Annotated in this window: 18 protein-coding genes; 6 read left to right on the top strand and 12 right to left on the bottom strand. The window is 63.6% G+C overall.

Going from position 1 to position 17,562, the window contains the following annotated elements:
* Window position 1 precedes the first annotated feature (1 nt).
* A complete protein-coding gene (locus tag AB0N24_RS15580; RefSeq protein ID WP_364125963.1) occupies window positions 2–964 on the top strand; it encodes a LysR family transcriptional regulator in 963 nt (320 codons plus the stop codon).
* A 164-nt stretch (window positions 965–1,128) separates the two neighbouring features.
* On the opposite strand, the gene AB0N24_RS15575 is transcribed toward AB0N24_RS15580, so the two are convergent.
* The 10 genes from AB0N24_RS15575 to AB0N24_RS15530 form a co-directional block, all read right to left on the bottom strand.
* On the bottom strand, window positions 1,129–1,905 hold the full coding sequence (locus AB0N24_RS15575; RefSeq protein WP_364125961.1) for an SDR family NAD(P)-dependent oxidoreductase: 777 nt from the start codon (window positions 1,903–1,905) through the stop codon (window positions 1,129–1,131).
* A 1-nt stretch (window position 1,906) separates the two neighbouring features.
* Window positions 1,907–2,911, bottom strand: a complete 1,005-nt coding sequence (locus AB0N24_RS15570; protein ID WP_364125959.1) for a fumarylacetoacetate hydrolase family protein — start codon at window positions 2,909–2,911, stop codon at window positions 1,907–1,909.
* An 11-nt stretch (window positions 2,912–2,922) separates the two neighbouring features.
* Complete coding sequence (locus AB0N24_RS15565) at window positions 2,923–3,996, bottom strand: amidohydrolase family protein (RefSeq protein ID WP_364125956.1); 1,074 nt, start codon at window positions 3,994–3,996, stop codon at window positions 2,923–2,925.
* Window positions 3,993–5,117, bottom strand: coding sequence for an FAD-dependent monooxygenase (locus AB0N24_RS15560; protein ID WP_364125953.1), 1,125 nt, complete (start codon window positions 5,115–5,117; stop codon window positions 3,993–3,995). The genes AB0N24_RS15565 and AB0N24_RS15560 overlap by 4 nt, the downstream gene beginning before the upstream one ends.
* A gap of 56 nt (window positions 5,118–5,173) precedes the next feature.
* On the bottom strand, window positions 5,174–6,211 hold the full coding sequence (locus tag AB0N24_RS15555; RefSeq protein ID WP_364125951.1) for a cyclase family protein: 1,038 nt from the start codon (window positions 6,209–6,211) through the stop codon (window positions 5,174–5,176).
* Complete coding sequence (locus AB0N24_RS15550) at window positions 6,208–7,152, bottom strand: fumarylacetoacetate hydrolase family protein (protein ID WP_364125948.1); 945 nt, start codon at window positions 7,150–7,152, stop codon at window positions 6,208–6,210. The genes AB0N24_RS15555 and AB0N24_RS15550 overlap by 4 nt, the downstream gene beginning before the upstream one ends.
* 5 nt (window positions 7,153–7,157) lie before the next feature.
* Complete coding sequence (locus tag AB0N24_RS15545) at window positions 7,158–8,177, bottom strand: VOC family protein (protein ID WP_364125945.1); 1,020 nt, start codon at window positions 8,175–8,177, stop codon at window positions 7,158–7,160.
* A 363-nt stretch (window positions 8,178–8,540) separates the two neighbouring features.
* Window positions 8,541–9,038, bottom strand: a complete 498-nt coding sequence (locus tag AB0N24_RS15540) for a PLP-dependent aminotransferase family protein (protein ID WP_364125942.1) — start codon at window positions 9,036–9,038, stop codon at window positions 8,541–8,543.
* Window positions 8,944–9,741, bottom strand: coding sequence for a PLP-dependent aminotransferase family protein (locus AB0N24_RS15535; protein WP_364125939.1), 798 nt, complete (start codon window positions 9,739–9,741; stop codon window positions 8,944–8,946). Before AB0N24_RS15535 ends, AB0N24_RS15540 begins: the two co-directional genes overlap by 95 nt.
* Window positions 9,742–10,297: 556 nt before the next feature.
* Window positions 10,298–10,516 carry a hypothetical protein gene (locus tag AB0N24_RS15530; protein WP_364125936.1) on the bottom strand — a complete coding sequence of 73 codons (219 nt, stop codon included), beginning with the start codon at window positions 10,514–10,516 and terminating at the stop codon, window positions 10,298–10,300.
* Between the two features lie 229 nt (window positions 10,517–10,745).
* On the opposite strand from AB0N24_RS15530, the gene AB0N24_RS15525 reads away from it, so the two are divergent.
* Complete coding sequence (locus tag AB0N24_RS15525; RefSeq protein WP_364125934.1) at window positions 10,746–11,090, top strand: cupin domain-containing protein; 345 nt, start codon at window positions 10,746–10,748, stop codon at window positions 11,088–11,090.
* A 315-nt stretch (window positions 11,091–11,405) separates the two neighbouring features.
* Here AB0N24_RS15525 and AB0N24_RS15520 read toward each other — a convergent pair whose 3' ends face one another.
* Together AB0N24_RS15520 and solA are read right to left on the bottom strand one after the other, a co-directional pair.
* Entirely contained in the window at window positions 11,406–12,080 is a 675-nt protein-coding gene (locus tag AB0N24_RS15520) for a haloacid dehalogenase type II (protein ID WP_364125931.1), read from the bottom strand.
* A 104-nt stretch (window positions 12,081–12,184) separates the two neighbouring features.
* Entirely contained in the window at window positions 12,185–13,369 is a 1,185-nt protein-coding gene (solA, locus tag AB0N24_RS15515) for an N-methyl-L-tryptophan oxidase (protein ID WP_364125929.1), read from the bottom strand.
* A gap of 170 nt (window positions 13,370–13,539) precedes the next feature.
* Between solA and AB0N24_RS15510 the strand changes: the two genes are divergently transcribed.
* The 4 genes from AB0N24_RS15510 (at window position 13,540) to otnC (ending at window position 17,491) form a co-directional block, all read left to right on the top strand.
* Window positions 13,540–14,442, top strand: coding sequence for a LysR substrate-binding domain-containing protein (locus tag AB0N24_RS15510; protein WP_364125926.1), 903 nt, complete (start codon window positions 13,540–13,542; stop codon window positions 14,440–14,442).
* 377 nt (window positions 14,443–14,819) lie between these two features.
* On the top strand, window positions 14,820–15,548 hold the full coding sequence (locus AB0N24_RS15505) for an aspartate/glutamate racemase family protein (protein ID WP_364125923.1): 729 nt from the start codon (window positions 14,820–14,822) through the stop codon (window positions 15,546–15,548).
* Between the two features lie 30 nt (window positions 15,549–15,578).
* A complete protein-coding gene (gene otnK, locus AB0N24_RS15500) occupies window positions 15,579–16,865 on the top strand; it encodes a 3-oxo-tetronate kinase (RefSeq protein WP_364125921.1) in 1,287 nt (428 codons plus the stop codon).
* The gene (otnC, locus tag AB0N24_RS15495) at window positions 16,847–17,491 is read left to right on the top strand and encodes a 3-oxo-tetronate 4-phosphate decarboxylase (protein WP_364125918.1); all 645 of its coding nucleotides are present in this window, start codon (window positions 16,847–16,849) and stop codon (window positions 17,489–17,491) included. The genes otnK and otnC overlap by 19 nt, the downstream gene beginning before the upstream one ends.
* The last annotated feature ends 71 nt before the right edge of the window (window positions 17,492–17,562 follow it).

Below are 17,562 nucleotides of genomic sequence, written 5' to 3'. Positions count from 1 at the left end.
TATGAAGAACCTGGACCTGAACCTGTTGCCCCAACTTCAGGTCCTTTTGGAGCTGCGTAACGTTTCCCGCGCGGCTGAGAGGCTTCAGCTCAGCCAGCCGGCCACCAGTGCAGCGATGGCCAGGCTCCGGCGGCACTTCGACGACGAACTCCTGGTCCGAAATGGCCGTACGTACGACCTCACGCCGTTCGCCCAGGCATTGGTCCCGCTGGTTGATGAGGCTATGCTTCACATCCAGCGGGCCACACGGGTGCGCTCGGGCTTCGATGCCGCCACAAGCGAGCGGGAGTTCATCATCGCCGCCTCGGACTACGCGGCGGCGCTGATGGTGAGTCCCCTCCGCCGGATTCTGCGAAAGGAAGCACCGAACGTCTCCGTGGACTTCGTCCCCACCGCCGGCTCCGGAATCCAGGGCCAGATGGCGGACTACTCGAAAATCGACCTGCTCGTGGGGCCAACTGGCTACCACATGCAGGGCGCCACCAAACAGCTGTTCCGGGACAGTTTCGTGGCCGTGGCTGACGCTGGAAACCCTCTGCTCCAGCAGCCCCGGCTGACCCTGGAGGACATGATCACGGTTCCCCACGCCGTCGGCTATTTCGGTGAGGGAATCAGCACCCCGGCGGACAAGCTCTTCGAATCCCGCGGTGTTCAGCGCCAGGTGGCGGCAGTCGTGGCCGGCTTCCTGTCCCTGCCGCTCCTCGTCGAGGGCACGGACCTGGTGGCGCTTGTCCCACGGATGCTGGCTGCCAGGGCCCAGCGCGGCGCGGACATCGCCGTAGTGGAGTTCGCTGAGGACGCCGAGGCTTCCCTCGTGGAGGCCATGTACTGGCACCCGTCCCAGACGGAGGATCCCGCGAGCGCCTGGCTGCGTTCCGTGGTCCAGCGGGCCTGCGCCCGGTTGCATGAACTCTTCCCCGTCACAGCCCATCCGGTGACTATCACTGTGACGGATACCAGGTAGACGAAACCAGCCGTTCCCCTTCCGGACAGGCGCCAATCCGATGGTCGACGGCGGCTGGTCAGCGGTTGCCGGGCTAGGTGCGGCGGCCATTCCCAACTAGGTAGCAGTAGGTGCCGTTATGAGCGCTCATAACGGCACCTACTGCTACCTAGTTGGGGCGAGCGTCAGCGCATCGCGTCAGAGACGGACTTCGCTCCGCCGTGGCCTGACTGGCCGCCGTCCACCGGAATCTCGGCACCCGTCACGAACGAGGACAACGGGCTGAGGAGGAACAATACAACGCCGGCCACCTCCTCTGCGCTGCCGGTGCGGCCCAGCGGTGTCTCGGCCAGCGTGGCCTGCCGGAACTCGGGCTTTGCGCTCGCCGTCATAGCTGTTTCGATGAAGCCCGGGTGGACGGTATTCACCCGGATCCCGCGGGGGCCAAGCTCCATGGCCGCGACGTGGGACAGCCCCCGCAGGGCCCATTTGCTGGCGGTGTAAGCCACGGGATAGTGCGCTGTAAGGCCCGCAACGGAGCCCACATTCACAATCGCGGAGCCGCGGCCCATCATTGGTGTGAGGGCCTGGATGCCGAGCAGGGCCCCGGCGACGTTTATTTCATAGACGCGCTGCAGGTCGGCCACCGAGGCATCCAGCAACCGGCTGCGCTGCGTGATGCCGGCATTGTTCACGAGCCCGTCCAGTTGCCAGCCCCGGGACTCGATCCAGCCCCCGAGATCGGACCAGCCGGAGGCATCAGCGACATCGAGCTGCCGGTACGCCAGCGCATCAGGCGAAGATGCCGACAAAGCGGCCAGGTGCGCAGGCATCTCTGCGGCAAGGTCCGTCGCGATGACCCGCGCCCCTGCTTCCACCAGCAGCCGCGCCTCGGCGGCACCCTGTCCCTGGCCCGCGCCGGTGACCACCACTGTGCGGCCTTCGAGCTGAAGGGAGGCCACGCTATCGCCCTGGAGAAACAGATGACGGAACCTGAACGCGGTTCCTTGGGCGGATGCGGGCAGGAACACGGGTCACAGCGTCCCTGCGTTCGCCTACGGTGTTCTCGATGCTGCCGATTCCTTCCACCGTCATACGGACCACGTCGCCGGACTTGAGTGGCGGGGGAGTCCGGGACCCGTTCCGCCCCCAGAGTTCCGCGAGGCAGCCGCTGCCGCACGTGCCGGAACCCAGGACGTCGCCGGGCCGCACCACGGAATCCTGCGAAGCGTATGCCACCAGTTCGCCGAACGGCCAGCCCATGTTGGACAGCAGGTCCCGTCCGATGGCTTCCCCGTTGACTTCCACGGCCATGGAGACCGGCAGGAAACCCTCGGCATCGTGCAGGTCCTCGAACTCGTCCGCGGTGACAATCCAGGGCCCCAGTGTGTTGGCGAAGTCCTTGCCCTTGCAGGGGCCCAGGCTGACCTTCATCTCGCGGCGCTGCAGGTCCCGCGCCGACCAGTCGTTTAACACCGTGTAGCCGAAGATATGGCGGTGGCCCTCGCCTGCGGTCAGGTTGCGGCCGTCGCTTCCCGGAACACGTCCGACGACGGCGGCCACTTCCGTTTCAAAGTCCAGGTCCTCGCACCCCGCCGGAATGCCAATCACCTCGCCGGTGCCGGTCACCGTGTGCGGATTGGTGAAGTAGAACGTGGGCGCCTCGTACCATTCGGCCACTACGCCGGCCACGCCGTCGATGCTCTTCCGCACCCCTTCGACATGTTCCTCGAAAGCCACAAAGTCACGGATGGTGGCGGGCACCAGCGGGGCGAGCAGTTGCACGTCCGCCAGCTGCACGGGCGAGGCGGAACCGATGGTTTCCGCTGCGCGGGTCAGGGTTTCGGCAAGCCCGGCTTCCAGCAGGGAGCTGACGGACTGGCTTGCGGGCAGGGCGTAGCAGTTCGCTCCGTCCACGAACCCGGACTGCGTGCCGCCGTCGTGGTTCCAGCGTGCGATCTTGACCATGCGCGTGTTCCTTAAGTTGTGGGTCGGGCGGTGAGGACTGAAGCAGGTGTGATGCCCAGGGCGGCGGCGTTGCCGGCAAGCACTCTGGCTTCGTCGGCCGCGGGCAGGCTGGCCGTGCGCACTTCGGCCGCTGGGCTGTCGGAGCCCATGTCGAACGGGTAGTCGGAGCCCAGCATCACCTGCTCCGGCCCGGCGGCCGCAACGAGGGCCCGGAGTTCGGCAGCGCTGTGCACCAGGGAATCGAAGTACAGCTTCTTCAGGTACGACGACGGCGGCTGGGCGCAGCCGTGCGCTTCCGGCCGGACCTTCCAGGCATGGTCGGAGCGGCCCAGCGTGGTGGGAAGGTAGCCGCCGCCGTGGGCGGCCAGGACTTTCAGGCCCGGGTGGCGGTCCAGGACGCCGCTGAAGATCAGGTGGGACAGGGCCACCGCGTTTTCGGCCGGTTGGGAGACGGTGTTGGCGAGGTAGAAGCGGTCAAGCCGTTCGTCCAGCGAGCAGCCGAATGGGTGCAGGAAAACGAGGGCGCCGAGTTTTTCGGCCCGGCCCCAAAATGGTTCCAGGCGCGGGTCCGAAAGTTCGACGGTGCTGCGGTCCGGGTCGCCGGGCGTGGCGGCGAACGAGCCGATCTCCACGCCGAGCAGCCCGCATTCCACCACGGCGTGCTCCAGGGCTTCCACCATCAGCGCAGGATGCTGGAGAGGGACCAGCCCCAGGCCGTTAAGGCGCTCCGGCGCATGGTCAACGAAGTCCCGGACCGCCTGATTGGCCTGCTTCGCGAGCTTCAGGGACAGTTTTTCGCCGGCGAAGTAGTAGAAGTGCGACGGCGACGGCGAGACCAGCTGGACGTCTACGCCCTGGGCGTCCATGTCCGCCAGCCGGCGGTCCAGGTCGGTCAGTTGAGGCCAGCGCTCGTTAATCATTTTGCCCGAAGCGGCCAGGGATTCCGGCCCATTCCGCCGGACCTCCAGGGCCTGCTGGGCGCCGAAACCTTCGGGATCGGCCTCGGCCACCAACTGCAGGAGGGCAGGGAGCAGGATGTGGGCGTGGACGTCAACGGTTGGTGTTTCCTGAGGGCCGGTGCTCATGCGGGTTCCTTGAGCATGGTGGACAGGGAGTGCATGAGGCCGGGCACGTCGGCGTCGCGGACGCCGTCGAGCATCCACTGGCCCAGCTGGACGGAGGCGGTGACGACGGCTTTGGCCCGGTCCAGGCGCCGGTCGGTGAACTCTTTCCAGAGTGTCTCGGTGAGATGGTCGGCGTTGATCAGCAGTTCGGCCAGGACGGACGCGTCTTCAAGGGCCATCGCGGCGCCCTGGGCAATCGTGGGCGGGCAGCTGTGGGCGGCATCCCCAATGATGACAGTGCGGCCGTGGTGCCAAGGCCCGTCCACCAGGTGGGTGGTGAAGCGGGTGTAGTTGATGCGGGCACTGTGGTCCAGGTTGGCGCGGATCTCGTTCCAGGGGCCTCCGTAGGCGGCGGCGAGTTCGGCCATGATGCGGGGGCCGTCCTCGTGGTTGCGCTCCTGGGCCTTTTCGACGAGGTAGGCGTAGATGGTGTCCGGGCCGGTGGGGCAGTAGCCGGCAATGAAACACGGGCCGCCGTAGGTAAGGTCCGTGCGGACCACGTCCTCGGGCCGCTCCACAAACGCACGCCAGATGCCCATGCCGGTGGCCTGGGGTTCGACGTCGATGCCGATGGCCTTGCGGACCGCGGAGTGCAGGCCGTCCGCGCCGATCAGGAGGTCATAGCGTGCGGTGGCGCCGTCGGCGGTGCTGACGGTGACGGATCCGCCGTCGTCCGCTATATCGGTAACGGCCTTGCCGTAGCTGATCCGGGCACCGGCGTGCTCGGCGCGTTCGCGGAGGACGGCCGTGAGGTCGGGGCGGTACATGCCCAGGGTTGCGGGCAGATCATCACCGCCGGTCCGGATGTCCGCCAGCACGGCGATGACGGTGCCGGCAGGGTCGGGGGCGCGCAGGCCGAGGGTGCTGAACGCGTAGCCCTTGGCCCCGATCTGGTCCCAGACGCCGAGCTGGCGGAGAATCCGCAGGGCGTTCCCCTGAAGGGTGATACCGGAGCCGACGGTCTGCGGGGTTTCCGCCTTTTCCAGGACTTCCACGTGGATTCCGGCGTCCGCCAGGAGGATGGCTGCGGTCAGTCCCGCGGCTCCCGCCCCGACGATTCCGACGTTCTGTACTGCTGCCATCGCTGACTCCTTTGTATTGACGGCGTTACTGACTTTTGTTGCTGTGCGACTGAAAGCTACCGAACGGCGATCGGGTTGACCGGTGAGCCGACGGCGCCGGTGATGGGAAGCGGTGCCGCGGTGAGCAGGAAGTCGTACCTGCCGTCCGCTGCACACGCTTCCGCCAGTCCGTCCGGATCCCACATCTCGCCCAGGAACAGCCCCAGGTTGGGGATGGCGATCTGGTGGAGGGGCTGAAAGGCGCCGTCAAACTCGTTGGGACGTACTTCGAAACCCCACGTGTCGGTGGCGATCCCCGCGATTTCGCTGTTGTGCAGCCACGGTGCGGTGCTGAAGGACAGGCCCGGGGCGGATCCTCCGGCGTAGTCGCCCCAGCCGTCGCGGCGGACGCGGGTGTGCTGTCCGGTGCGGATCACCACGATGTCGCCCCGGCCCACCTTCGAGCTGGGTCCCTGCAGTTCGACGGTCCGCTCGAGGTGTGCGGGCGTGATGGCGAATCCGTCCGGCAGTTCGCCGTCGTTCCTGCCGAGTTCCGGGCCGAGCGCCCGGCCGACGTCGAGCAGCACGCCGCGGGTGACGATCTTGGCCGCGGCGGTTTCGATGCCGGTGACCAGGTCGCCTTCGGAGGTGACCACGTCGCCCGCGGCCCGGCCGTTCCAGGCCTTGCCTTGGTCGAAGATGTGGCCCAGGCCGTCCCACTGGGTGGAGCACTGCAGCGGCATGGCAATGACGTCGTCCGCGCCGCCGAAACCGTGCGGGAAGCCCTGGTTGCCGCGTTCGGCGTCCACGCCGGTGTCAGTCATGGTGTGGACGGGGTTGGTGCGGCGGCGCCAGCCCTTCTGCGGGCCGTTGGTGTCGAATGGCTGGGAGAGCGAGAACGCCTCACCCGTCTTCACCAGGGCCGCGGCTTCGATGCGCTTGGCGGCGTCAATGAAGTTCAGGGTTCCCAGGACGTCATCGTTCCCCCAGCGGCCCCAGTTGTTGTGGGCTGCGGCCATGGAGCGGATGCTGCCGAGCGGGTCCGCACGCCGGATCACCGGGGAGTCCATTGATTCTCCGGTGCCGGTGATGGGTGCTGTGTCGTGCGAAGTCACTGGACCTCGTCCTGGCAGTGGATCAGCTGGGTGCCCAGGCCGGTGATGGTGCCTTCCATGACGTCGCCGTCCTGCAGCAGCCGGCCCCAGTGCTGGCCGTTGCCGGCGGGGCTTCCGGTCAGGACCAGATCACCGGGGCCCAGGGGCATAATCTGGGAGGCCTCGCTGACCAGCTTGGCCACGCCGAAGATCATGTCCTGCGTGGACTCGTCCTGCATGGCCTTGCCGTTGAGCTTCAGGGTCACCTGCACGTCCTGCGGGTCGCCGAAGAACTTGGCGGGCACCAGCAGCGGACCGGTGGGCAGGAAGCCAGGGGCGTTCTTTGCGCGGTACCAGTCCGAGCCGATCGCGGGCATGTCCTTGCGGAAGACGTACTCGCGGGTAGTGATGTCGTTGACCATGGTGTAGCCGAAGACGTAGTCCAGAGCTTCCTCGGGGGTGACCCGGAACGCCGTCCTGCCGACGACGGCCGCCAGTTCCAATTCCCAGTCGTGGGACTTGGAGTAGGAGGGCAGGGTGAGGTCGTCAGTGGCAGACGCGATCGCCGTCGGGAGCCCGATGAAGAAGTACGGCGTGCCCTGGCCGGCCCGTTTGTCCATCATGGCCGCCGTCTTGGCGCGCACCTCGTCTTCGTCCTGGCCCGGTTCGCGGTGGGCTGCGGCGAGGTCGATCACGTGCTTGCGGTAGTTCGCGCCGGTCTGCAGGACCTGGACCGGCTCCACCGGTGCAAGGACTTCGACGGCGGCCAGGGCCAGGCCGGCCTCCTGGCCGGCGGAGGTTGCCAGGGCGTCCAGCTGGCCTTCGGTGGTTGCCCAGTGCTCGATCAGGGAGTTGATGTCGCCGTCCAGCGGCAGGACCCGGCCGCGGACCAGAAGGCCCACGCGGGCCTTGCCGGCGCCCGGCTCCTGGAAGCGGATGAGGGAATACATAGCCTCAGTCATGACCCTTAGCCCCGGCCCTGCTTGGCGTACGGGTTCAGGAGGGCTTCCTTCATCTCCGGCGATGCTCCTTCTTCGGTGGCGGTGAAGCCTTCGGCCGTTGGGAACGATTCGGTCATGGAGTGCGGCATGGCGCCGTTCTTGTAGAAGTTGTTGGAGCCTAGCGACGGCTTCCAGGTGTTGGCATCCCAGTCCGGGACGTAGTTGCGGTAGCCGCCGGAGTTGAGCTCCACGCGGAGTCCCGAAGGGTCGCGGAAGTAGAGAAAGTTCTGCTCGCCCACGCCGTGGATGGAGGGGCCGTATTCCATCGGGGTGCCGTTTTCCATCATGACGTCCGCGGTGCGGAGCAGGTCCTCGGTGGCGTCCACCCAGAAGGCGATGTGGTTGACGCGGCCGGCGCGGCTGGAGGTGTCCAGGACAACGCCCAGGTCGTGGGATTTTTCGTTGGTGGTCAGCACCGAGAAGACGGTGATGGGTGCTTCGTCGAGGTCAACGAACGCCATCACGCGGAAGCCCAGGGCCTCGTTGTACCACGTGGCGAAGCCGCGGACATCGGAGCAGGCCACGGTGATGTGGTCCAGGAAACGGGGCGCGGCCGCGTGGCTGCTGCGGCGCTCCGGACGGTCCGGGTACGTGGACTCGAAGCCGGGTTCGGCCACGAACTTCTCCAGGTCGTAAAAGAGGCGCATCGGATGGCCGTAGGGGCCGGTGAATTCATAGGACTTGCCGTAGCCGTGACCGCCGGCGGTCCAGGAGCCCTGGACACCGGTTGCCTCTACCCGGGCGGCAGCGGCTTCGAGGGCCGCCTGGGAGTTGGTGCGCCAGGCCATCCGGCCCAGGGCCGCTTCCGGTCCTTCGGTGACGACCAGGCTGTAGCGGTAGTAGTCACCCCAGCAGCGCAGGTAGACGTTGCCGTCCACCCGGTCAATGATGCGCATGCCGAACTTTTCCTCGTAGAACCGAGCCGACGCTTCGACGGCCGGGGTGGTGATCTCGAGGTGGGCAAGATGTGAGAGGGGAGTCTCCACGTTGAATTCCTTCTGGATACTGGCTGCGCTACTCGTTGCTGCAGGTCTGAGACAACTGTGACTCACGGCAAGTATTTGAGGAAGGCGAAGTTCTTGATAGCAAGTATCCGTTCGGCGGATAGTTCTTCGGGGTTCTATCCAGGCGCGCCCCGTATAGGCGTCGTAGACGTACGCCTCTATACGGCGCAGAGCGCGATAGGGGGCTCCGCCAGCCGGCGGTTGGCGACGTTGATGCCATCCGAGGAGTTCTTCAAACCCTGGGTTCGACCGGAAGCGGCGCGTAAACAGCGCGACTCCTGATACGGCGCCCGATATCGGACCCCAAAATTCCAGGTCCGGGAGTGTGGCCGGCAGGTCTACTGTTCAGAGGGCCCTGAGTGTCTCCGCGAGCCGAGCAATGCCGAGCTCCGTCCGCTCAGGGGTTTGCGAGGCAAAGCACAGCCGCACAGCGTTGCCGAACTGTCCAGTCACAAAAAACGCGTGACCGGGGATAAATGCCACACCGTTCCGGATGCCCAAGTCAAAGAGCTTTGAGGTGTTGACGTGTTCGCCGAATGTGAGCCACAGGAAGAATCCACCCTGGGGATTAGTCCATGTCGCCTGCCCGCTGAAGTGGCGCTCCAGCGACGTCTGCATCGCCCGCATCCGTATGTGATATTCGCTGCGGAGCCGCTCCAGGTGTGGCTCGAGTTCACCGCGGCGAAGGAACTCGGCCGACACGAGTTGATTGGGCACATTGGTGCAGGTGTCCATCGTCTGTTTTGCATCAATGAGTTTCGCCACGATGGCGGGATCGGCGTCCACCCAGCCGATACGCAGCCCTGGAGCGAGGATCTTGGAAAAAGTGCGTACGGAGAACACGAGCGGGTCCCCCCCCGCCCAGCTCGCGGAATCCCGGGATGTGATCGCCGTCGAAACGCAGCATTCCATAGGGGTCGTCATCGATGATGATGCTTCCCCATTCCCTGGCCAGGGCGAGTAAGAGGTGGCGGCGTTCGAGAGACATTGCCGTCCCGGTAGGGTTCTGGAAATTCGGAATGACGTAAATAGCTTTGGGGATGCGCCCGGCTCTTTGAACCAGCTCAGGCAACGCTTCAACCATGAGTCCGTCGTCGTCGATCGGTGCCTCCAGGATGTCCGCACCATAAGCAAGGAGGGTGGCGCTCCCGTTGGTGTAGGTCGGGGCCTCGACGATCACAAGGTCTCCCGGGTCAACAAAGAGCTTGCCCGCAAGGTCCAACCCCTGCATTCCTCCAGTCGTGATGAGCAGCCGCTCGGCCGACGTACGCTCGGGAGTCGAATCCAGGAATGCAACGAGTTCATCTCGGAGCGCGGTTTGGCCCTCGGTGGCTCCATAGCCAAAGGCTGCAGCCCCGGCATCGGCGAGAACGGAACTGTAGATCTCGCGGAAAGCCTCGGAAGGAACTGCTTCAGCAGCGGGACTCCCCATGGCGAAGCTGACGATATCGTGCGTCTGCCGCTGCAGCAGGGACGTGCTCGAATCGATGATCGAACCGACCAGACCCTTCGTGCGGGTTGCCCACGGGAGACCGGCGGGGTTCACGACTTTCCTCGGCGCTGAGCCAGGAGCTGTAGTTCCCGGGCAACCGCTTGGATCTCATCGGCCCGCGCGGCCAGCCTGCTGTTCTCCAGGCGTTTTGGTCCGAAGTCATTGGATGTGGACGATCGATGAGAAGACTCGAGGGGACGGTAGGAGCGCACTGCTTGCCCCTCGGGCAGCGAACCCGAGAGGGGGTCGTGGAAGACCACCGCCGCCGCTGTCCGTGATGGGACGCCGGCCGGCGACGGCGGGCGTCTGTCCCCGGTCGGAGCAATGGGATTACCGGGTGTTGGTTCGGTCATTGGATCGTTCCCAGTTGAATATTGACAGCCAGCAGAACGGCGCCCAAGGCAAGGATTCCCGAGGAAATCTGCAATGGGAAGTTGCCTTTGAGCTGCCTCCGGCGGCATTCACGTGGTGCTGGCGACGGCAGTTGCGCGACAGCGCTTGAGCTGGTTAGAAGCCCTGCCGTGATGAGCAAGATCAGACTCAGCATTGCCCCGCTCCCAGGCCTGATGTTCCGCAGAGGGTTTTGGACCGACGTATTCCCATAGTCTTCCTAGTAGGCGTAGACATTGCCGGAAATCAGCAGGTCGTAGTCATCCTCGACATGGAACAGGCGACGGTCTCCGATCTGGTCTGTCACCCAAATCGTCCGACCATCCTCAGTCCGCTCATCGATGGAACCCTTGTAGCATTCGACGCCCTGCCGACAAAGAATGATGACGTCTCCGCGCTGAAGGGACGTCCACATGGATACACGACGGCTCTGTCGCATTTTTGTGCCTTTCTGTGGATTGCCTCGGTGGCCGGGGCCTCTGCCCTCGCCATCATTGGGTCCGGAAAGACGGTACGTCGTCCGGGGCAGCCACCGCTGGAAAACTTCCACGCCCAGTCTATCGTCAATTGTTGACAATAGGTACGATGGGAAAGTGTCATCCAATGAGGCAGACAAGTACGTACAGGGCGCAGCCCAAGAAGGAGCAACTATGGTCAAGGCGACCGTCATGAGCGATGCAACCACCGCAAGCCCGGGGGAGCACAACCCTAAGGAAACCGCGATTCAGGCCGGGCAGACCGAAGCGTCCTTCCGCCTTTGGAACAGGGACGGCCTGAAGACCGGTATCTGGGAGGTCACTCCCGGAGAGTTCAAGAGCACGCGTCCCGGTTACGACGAGATCTGCCAGATCCTGAGCGGGCGCGGAACAATTACCGAGCCGGACGGCAACAGCTTCGATATCGGACCCGGTACCCTGTTCGTGACCCCCGCGGGCTGGGAGGGTCACTGGACCATCCACGAAACGCTCCGCAAGATGTGGGTTGTGGCGGATGTTCCCGCCACTACCGAATAATCGGCGGAAACCAACAAGGCGGAACCTAGCAGGTAAAACTCTCTGTGCGCCGGCGAACTGCTCCCCGGAAGTTGGACTGACAAATTCAGTTTCGACTTCCGGGGAGCATTTTTATGCATGCACGTATGTCGTTAGCCGAGGATCTGCGCCGAGCCGCCGTAGCTTGGTTTGAGAAAGGCATTCGGACACCACCATCGGGAAGCCCAACAAAGCTAAAGGGCCTGAGCCCGGTCTAATACCGTGCTCAGGCCCTTGCAGCTTAGGCTCTTATCTAGCGAGTCCGTCTCACTTTCATAAACAGGTCTTGGACTGGGTTTAGAGGCCGAGGTGCTTGTTCAGCTCGTCCAGGGACTTCACGGTGGTGATGTTGTAGCCATCGGCGAAGGGTTCAGCGCCACGGTCCAGCATTACAAGGTCTCGGAAACCCAGGCTGTACATCGGGATGTGGTCGTACAGTGGGTGCGAGGAGACATGCAGGAAGTCCTCAGGCTCGGCGTTCAGGGTGTCCAGCATGTACTCAAACGCCTGGAGACGCGGCTTGTAGGCCCCGGCCTGCTCAGCGGTAAACACGGCGTGCCACTCTGCGCCAAGCTTGGGAATGCTGATGTCCAGGAAGCTGTCGTCAGCGTTGGACAGAGCCACCAGCTTGTAGTTGTCCCCCTGGAGCTTCAGCGCAGCCGGCACGTCCTCGTGGGCAACGGCGTTGCGTACAGCCTCAGCGAGTTCTGCGCCGGCACCGGGAGTCGGCCCAATGCCAAACCGCTTGCATGCGCGGTCAAAGGCATCCTGAAGGATCTGCTCGTAGGGCTTGTAGTCGCCATTGACCTCGTCGAACCGGTATGCACGGAAAACCTTCTTAAAGGCCAACCACTGCTCGTCTGGGATGCGGCCATCGAGCAGGCGCTGGGTGGTGGGATAAATGTTGAAGTTGATCAGCGTGCCGTAGACATCATAAGAGATGTACTTCGGCCGGAAGTTCGTGTCTGCCATGATTAATCCGTTCCTAGTTGGTTTGTATTTTGTTGCGGGTTGTATATTTCGACAATTGGCGACAGGTAGTGGATCACCTTCTTGTTGAACGATTGATACTGCTCCTAGCTCAGAACCAGTGATGTGAGTCGCGTATCGGGTCCGAGGAACCGTGCTGGGTTCATGAAGCTAACGTCGGTGGCCGTTGTTCCGTCCAGCAGGAGGTCGGCGGCAATAGCTCCCAGTGCAGATGCCATCTTGAAGCCGTGGCCGGAGAAGCCGGCCGCCACGACGACGCCTTCCAGTCCGGGCACTGTGCCAAACATCGCGGTCGCATCAGGTAAATGACCGTCCGCGCACGTGGCAACCCGCACCGGTTCCGGAATCAGTCCAGGAATGAATTCGCGGACCCATGCCCGGATGGTGTCCAAATGCTTAGGATCCCAAGTAGGGGGCCTCTCCATGGACTCAACCTCGTCCAAAAAGATGCTCGCAACGACTTTTACGGTCCAACCGTCAGCGCTAGGGAACCCGTACAACTGGGCTTTGTCCGTCCTTCCGTCTTCCTCCGCCCTCCTGAGGAAGACGGGCATGTCTTCCCTGCAGAATGCTGCTGGATCCGCAGCGGGGAACCATGTCAGGATCTGCGGCAGGACTGAAAGGTGAACACCGAGTTGGTTGCACACTGCTCCCGCACCATTGCCCTGCGAGATGATCACACGTGAGGCGATGATTTCTTCCTGATCGGTCCGCACGATGTACCGGTCACCGTACGGCTCAACGCTGTGCGCTTTCCGGTTTCCTAGGAATTGAGCGCCAAGCCGGGTGGCCTCGGCCAGGGCCGCTGTCACGGCCCTCTCAGACTTCAGATAGCCTCCCTGTGGATCAAAGATTGTGACATCCGTGTCCCTGATCACATGTTCGGGATACTTTGCCCTGGCCTCGTCTCCCCGGAGAAGCTCGTAGTCGAGGCCATGGTCTTTCCCCGCTGCAAGGAGCGATGCCAACCGCGGATTGTGCTCGTCATAAATCGTGACAGCGCCCGTAGTGTTGAGCAGCGAGGTTCCGCTGATCTTCTCAAGATCACGCCACAGATCCTGTGACCGCTGCAATAGAGGTGTGTAATGCCCGCCTTCCGCGTACACCTTGCGGAAAAGGCGCGATTCGCCGGCGTAGGCAGAGAAGGGGCCGGGGATCGAAAACCTGTCTACTCCAATGACCCGCTGGCCATGGGAGGCGAGCTGCCAACTCGCCATGCTTCCTACCGAGCCAACTCCGACGATGACAACGTCCGTCTCGAGTGCAGTCATGCTTCTACCTTGCTTTCCCTTATTGCAAGCCGGTGTCCCGATCCCGGGTCTGCCTCTGAAGGGCCCTACCGTCGGCTGTGCTTCCAGTCAGTTCAGCGTACGACACAAGAAGATGCTGATTAAGAGCCCATGAGACAATGCATTGTTTCCAAAAACGAAAGAAGCAGGAGATGGACCTTACATCGATCGATGACTTGGAGTTCTTTGAACAGGTTTCCCGTTCCCAGAGCCTTACTGAAGCGGCCAGGAACTGGGGAAAGTCGGTGTCAGCGGTGAGCAAACGCCTGGCCGCGCTTGAGGCGCGACTGGGGGTCCCACTGGTCCGACGCAGCACCCGCCAGTTGACCCTCACCGAAGAGGGGCAGCGCTATGCGACAGGTGCCTTGGCCATCCTCCAGCAGAAAACTGATCTCGAAGACGCACTGTCCGTCCAGCATGGAGACCTCAAAGGACGTATTAGTGTGCATTCGAGCCTGGGGATCGGCCGTAAGCACATTGCACCGCTGCTGGGGGAGTTCGTTCAGCAGCACCCGTTGATCCAAATAGACCTGGAGCTTTCACCGCTGCCTCTAAACATCTCGGGTACGAGTTTCGACATCGCCATCCGGGTCGGAGGATTGTCCGACTCCAGGCTCAAGGCAAAACTCCTGGCGCGGAATCGGAGGATTGTGTGCGCGGCGCCCGGTTACATTGACAGTGCCCCGCCGCTACGGACCATTAGGGACTTGGAACGGCACAACTGCATTGTCCTGCGTGAAAACAACGCCGATTACTCGCTGTGGCGCTTTGGCGAGAAGGGGCATGAATACGTCGATGTCAGAGGCAGCATGATCAGCGATGACGGGGATGTGGTGACCGACTGGTGCATCCAGGGCCTCGGCTTGATCATGCGATCCACGTGGCATATCAACCCACTGATCCAGCAGGGCGTACTTCAGCAGGTCCTCCCGGAAGTCCCAACGCCCAGCGCCGACATTTACGCTCTCTACCCCGCGACGACTAGGACACCGCGCCGTATCACCGAGGTTATGGAGCACCTGCGGCAGGGCCTGGCGGCGAGGATAGGTTCTTAGCGACGTCCTGGCGCGTGGCCTCGTGCTGCAGGGCAGATTGTCGGCCTGACCTTGGATGACTTCGTGCTGCGGGCGATGACCTTCAGTGAGGCAGCACCGGCGAAGCCTGCTTCTATCGTCTTGGGAAACAATGCATTCTCTCGTGGGCCGTTAATCAGCATCTTCTTGTCTCGTACGCTGGTCTGACTGGAAGCAAGCCAACGGTGGTGCCCTTCAGGGGCAACCAGCGATCGGGACAACGGCGTTCAACAAGGGAATGGCCCCACCATGACTAATTCCTGGATAACGACCGAGCCCTCGGGGAGGCCTATCGGCCCATCTACTCCCGCACGATCCGGCAGCTTCATCAGCCGCTCCAAACGACGGAAAAGATGATCATGAACTCACCCTTGAACACCCTCGATCCCCTTGCGGTGGCAGCCCAGGACACGAGCCACACTCCGTTCCTCGCAATGCTGCATACGGTCCCTGGCTTGGTAACGGGCATGGAAACCCTGGCCGCGGGCACGGTTCCCGGCCTCCGTGTCCTGCACTACGTGGACGAGTCACTGCTCCAGGACACCGTTGCCCACGGAACAACGCCAGGACATGTTCGACGGCGGCTGGTCAACTATGCCCGGTACGCCGAGGAATCAGGTGCCCAGGCATTGTTCGTCAGCTGCTCCTCCATCGGCGAAGCGGCAACCGCCGCCGCGGACTTCGTCTCCATCCCTGTCCTGCGCATCGATACTCCGATGGCGGAGCTCGCCGTTGCATTCGGAGACCGGATCGGGGTGCTCGCGACCCTGTCTGCGACCCTTGGCCCAACCACCCGGCTCGTCCAAGACACAGCCAAAAGGCAGGACAAAACGCCCACCATCACCGCCAGAATAGTCGACGGCGCTTTCTCCGCCCTGCGCGCTGGTGACCGGGCGATGCATGACAGGTTGGTGCTCGCCGCTTTCTCGGAACTGGCAGCGGAGTGCGACGTCGTCGTTCTCGCCCAGGCCTCCATGGCCCCGGTTATTGAGCACACCCAGGACCAGTCGGGAGGACCTACCGTCCTTGCTTCCCCCGACTCCGGGATGACCCAGCTCAGCACTGTTTTCCCTTCCAAAGACTCATAGACCACGTCACTACCCGAGAAGGATCCGACCATGTCAAACACTCAAATGACAGCGAATGTCCCATGGCTGGGAGTCATCGCCGACGACTTCACGGGAGCCTCCGACGTGGCCGGCACTTTGGTGGGCGCAGGGATGCGGGTAGTGCAGACCTTCGGCATCCCCGACCCGTCGATGCAGCTGCACGACGTTGACTGCGTAGTCGTTTCCCTGAAGACCCGCAGCGTGCCGGCCGCCGAGGCTGTAGAAGAGTCCCTGGCGGCGGCACGCGCCCTCAAGTCCCGAGGCGTCCAGCAGCTCTACTTCAAATACTGCTCCACGTTCGATTCAACCCCGGAAGGCAACATCGGCCCGGTGGCCGACGCCCTGCGCAAAGAGTTCGTCCCGTCCGGCCAGATCACAGTCGTCGCTCCGGGTACCCCGGCACTGCGGCGGACCGTGTACAACGGTGTGCTGTTCGCCGGCACGGATCTCCTGCAGGAATCATCCATGCGGAACCACCCGCTGACCCCGATGACCGATTCGAGCGTGCCAAGGCTGCTCCAGGCCCAAACCAAAAACCTCGTGGGCCACATCGGCACCAGCGCAATAGAAGCCGGTGCCCCCACAGTTCAGTCCCGCTTCCAGACCTTGAGCGGCCAAGGTACCGGGTACGCCGTCGTTGACACTCTTACTGACAGCCACCTGGCAGTGCTGGGGGCTGCGGTGCTCGATCACCCGCTTGTCACCGGCGGATCGGGACTGGTCGGTGGGCTGGCGGCTGCCCGCGGGTTCCGCGTCCACGCAGAATCGGCGAGCGCCGCGAGGCCAACGGGCCCGGCCGCCGTCGTCGCCGGCAGCTGCTCGGAGATGACGAACGTCCAGATCGACACGTTCCGGCAGTTCCGCCCCTGCTTCCTGGTGGACCCTGTCGCCATCGCAGAAGGACACGACGTCGTTACCGAAGCGCTGCTGTTCGCGCGGGAAAACCTTGCGGACGGACCGATCCTGATCCACTCCACCGCCTCCCCGCAGGACGTCTCGAGAGGCCAGAGGGAACTCGGTCAGGCCCGGGCCGCGGAAATAACCGAAGACAGTCTTTCTACGATCGCCGAAGGGCTCGTCGGCTTAGGCTGCCGTCAACTTATCGTCGCCGGCGGAGAAACCTCCGGTGCTGTTGTCCGCAGGCTCGGCATCACCACAGCCCGTGTCGGCAAGGAAGTCTCTCCCGGCGTGCCATGGCTGAACACGGAAACTGACCCCGGGCTGTCCATCCTGCTCAAATCCGGAAACCTCGGAATGCCGGGACTCTTCCTTGACGCATGGGACCACAACCGGTGACCGACATGGATAGCCGCAACGAGCTCGTCCGACTGGCCAGGTCCCTGCACCAAAGAGGACTAACCAGAGGAACATCCGGAAACCTCAGCGCACGGGTGGGGGGCGGAATGCTGGTCACCCCAACCAACGCCTCCCTGGGTGAACTCAGGACAGACGATCTGGCCATGGTCTCCGACACCGGTGAACACCTGTCCGGAGCCCGCCCGTCCAAAGAGGCATTCCTTCACCTGGCGATGTACCGGGCGAGGCCGCAGGACCATGCCGCCGTCCATCTGCATTCCACCTACGCCACCGCCCTTTCATGCCTGGACGAGCTCGACGACGATGACGTTCTGCCACCCTTGACGGCCTACTTTGTGATGAGGGTGGGACGGCTGGTCCGGTTGCCATATTTCGCACCCGGAGACCAAGGCTTGGCCGAGACGGCCCAAAAAGCCGCAGCAACGAGCCGTGCCCTGCTGCTGGCGAACCACGGGCCGATCGTTTCCGCGCCTTCCCTCGCACAGGCAGTGGACGCTGTTGAGGAAGTAGAAGAAACAGCACGACTGTTCTTTCTCCTCCACGGCCACGCGACGCGACCCCTCCAACCCGCCCAGGTCGCCCAACTCTCCGCACACCGAACATAGGAACCGGGGTTTGGCGGGCGGCGCCATGGCGTCTTCCTCGTACGACGGCGGCGGGTCACCTTGGGTTCTCA

Origin of the sequence: Arthrobacter sp. NPDC093128 (assembly GCF_040683875.1) — a bacterium.
GTDB lineage: Bacteria > Actinomycetota > Actinomycetes > Actinomycetales > Micrococcaceae > Arthrobacter.
This window is presented reverse-complemented; position numbering and strand designations above follow the sequence as displayed.

Bases quoted from the DNA above. Each gene is read 5' to 3' on its own strand.
- AB0N24_RS15565 (WP_364125956.1), bottom strand. From the start codon at position 3,996: ATGAGCACCGGCCCTCAGGAAACACCAACCGTTGACGTCCACGCCCAC.
- AB0N24_RS15560 (WP_364125953.1), bottom strand. From the start codon at position 5,117: ATGGCAGCAGTACAGAACGTCGGAATCGTCGGGGCGGGAGCCGCGGGA.
- solA (WP_364125929.1), bottom strand. From the start codon at position 13,369: ATGACTGCACTCGAGACGGACGTTGTCATCGTCGGAGTTGGCTCGGTA.
- AB0N24_RS15525 (WP_364125934.1), top strand. From the start codon at position 10,746: ATGAGCGATGCAACCACCGCAAGCCCGGGGGAGCACAACCCTAAGGAA.
- AB0N24_RS15510 (WP_364125926.1), top strand. From the start codon at position 13,540: ATGGACCTTACATCGATCGATGACTTGGAGTTCTTTGAACAGGTTTCC.
- AB0N24_RS15550 (WP_364125948.1), bottom strand. From the start codon at position 7,152: ATGACTGAGGCTATGTATTCCCTCATCCGCTTCCAGGAGCCGGGCGCC.
- AB0N24_RS15520 (WP_364125931.1), bottom strand. From the start codon at position 12,080: ATGGCAGACACGAACTTCCGGCCGAAGTACATCTCTTATGATGTCTAC.
- otnK (WP_364125921.1), top strand. From the start codon at position 15,579: ATGTCAAACACTCAAATGACAGCGAATGTCCCATGGCTGGGAGTCATC.
- AB0N24_RS15530 (WP_364125936.1), bottom strand. From the start codon at position 10,516: ATGCGACAGAGCCGTCGTGTATCCATGTGGACGTCCCTTCAGCGCGGA.
- otnC (WP_364125918.1), top strand. From the start codon at position 16,847: ATGGGACCACAACCGGTGACCGACATGGATAGCCGCAACGAGCTCGTC.
- AB0N24_RS15580 (WP_364125963.1), top strand. From the start codon at position 2: ATGAAGAACCTGGACCTGAACCTGTTGCCCCAACTTCAGGTCCTTTTG.
- AB0N24_RS15570 (WP_364125959.1), bottom strand. From the start codon at position 2,911: ATGGTCAAGATCGCACGCTGGAACCACGACGGCGGCACGCAGTCCGGG.
- AB0N24_RS15505 (WP_364125923.1), top strand. From the start codon at position 14,820: ATGAACTCACCCTTGAACACCCTCGATCCCCTTGCGGTGGCAGCCCAG.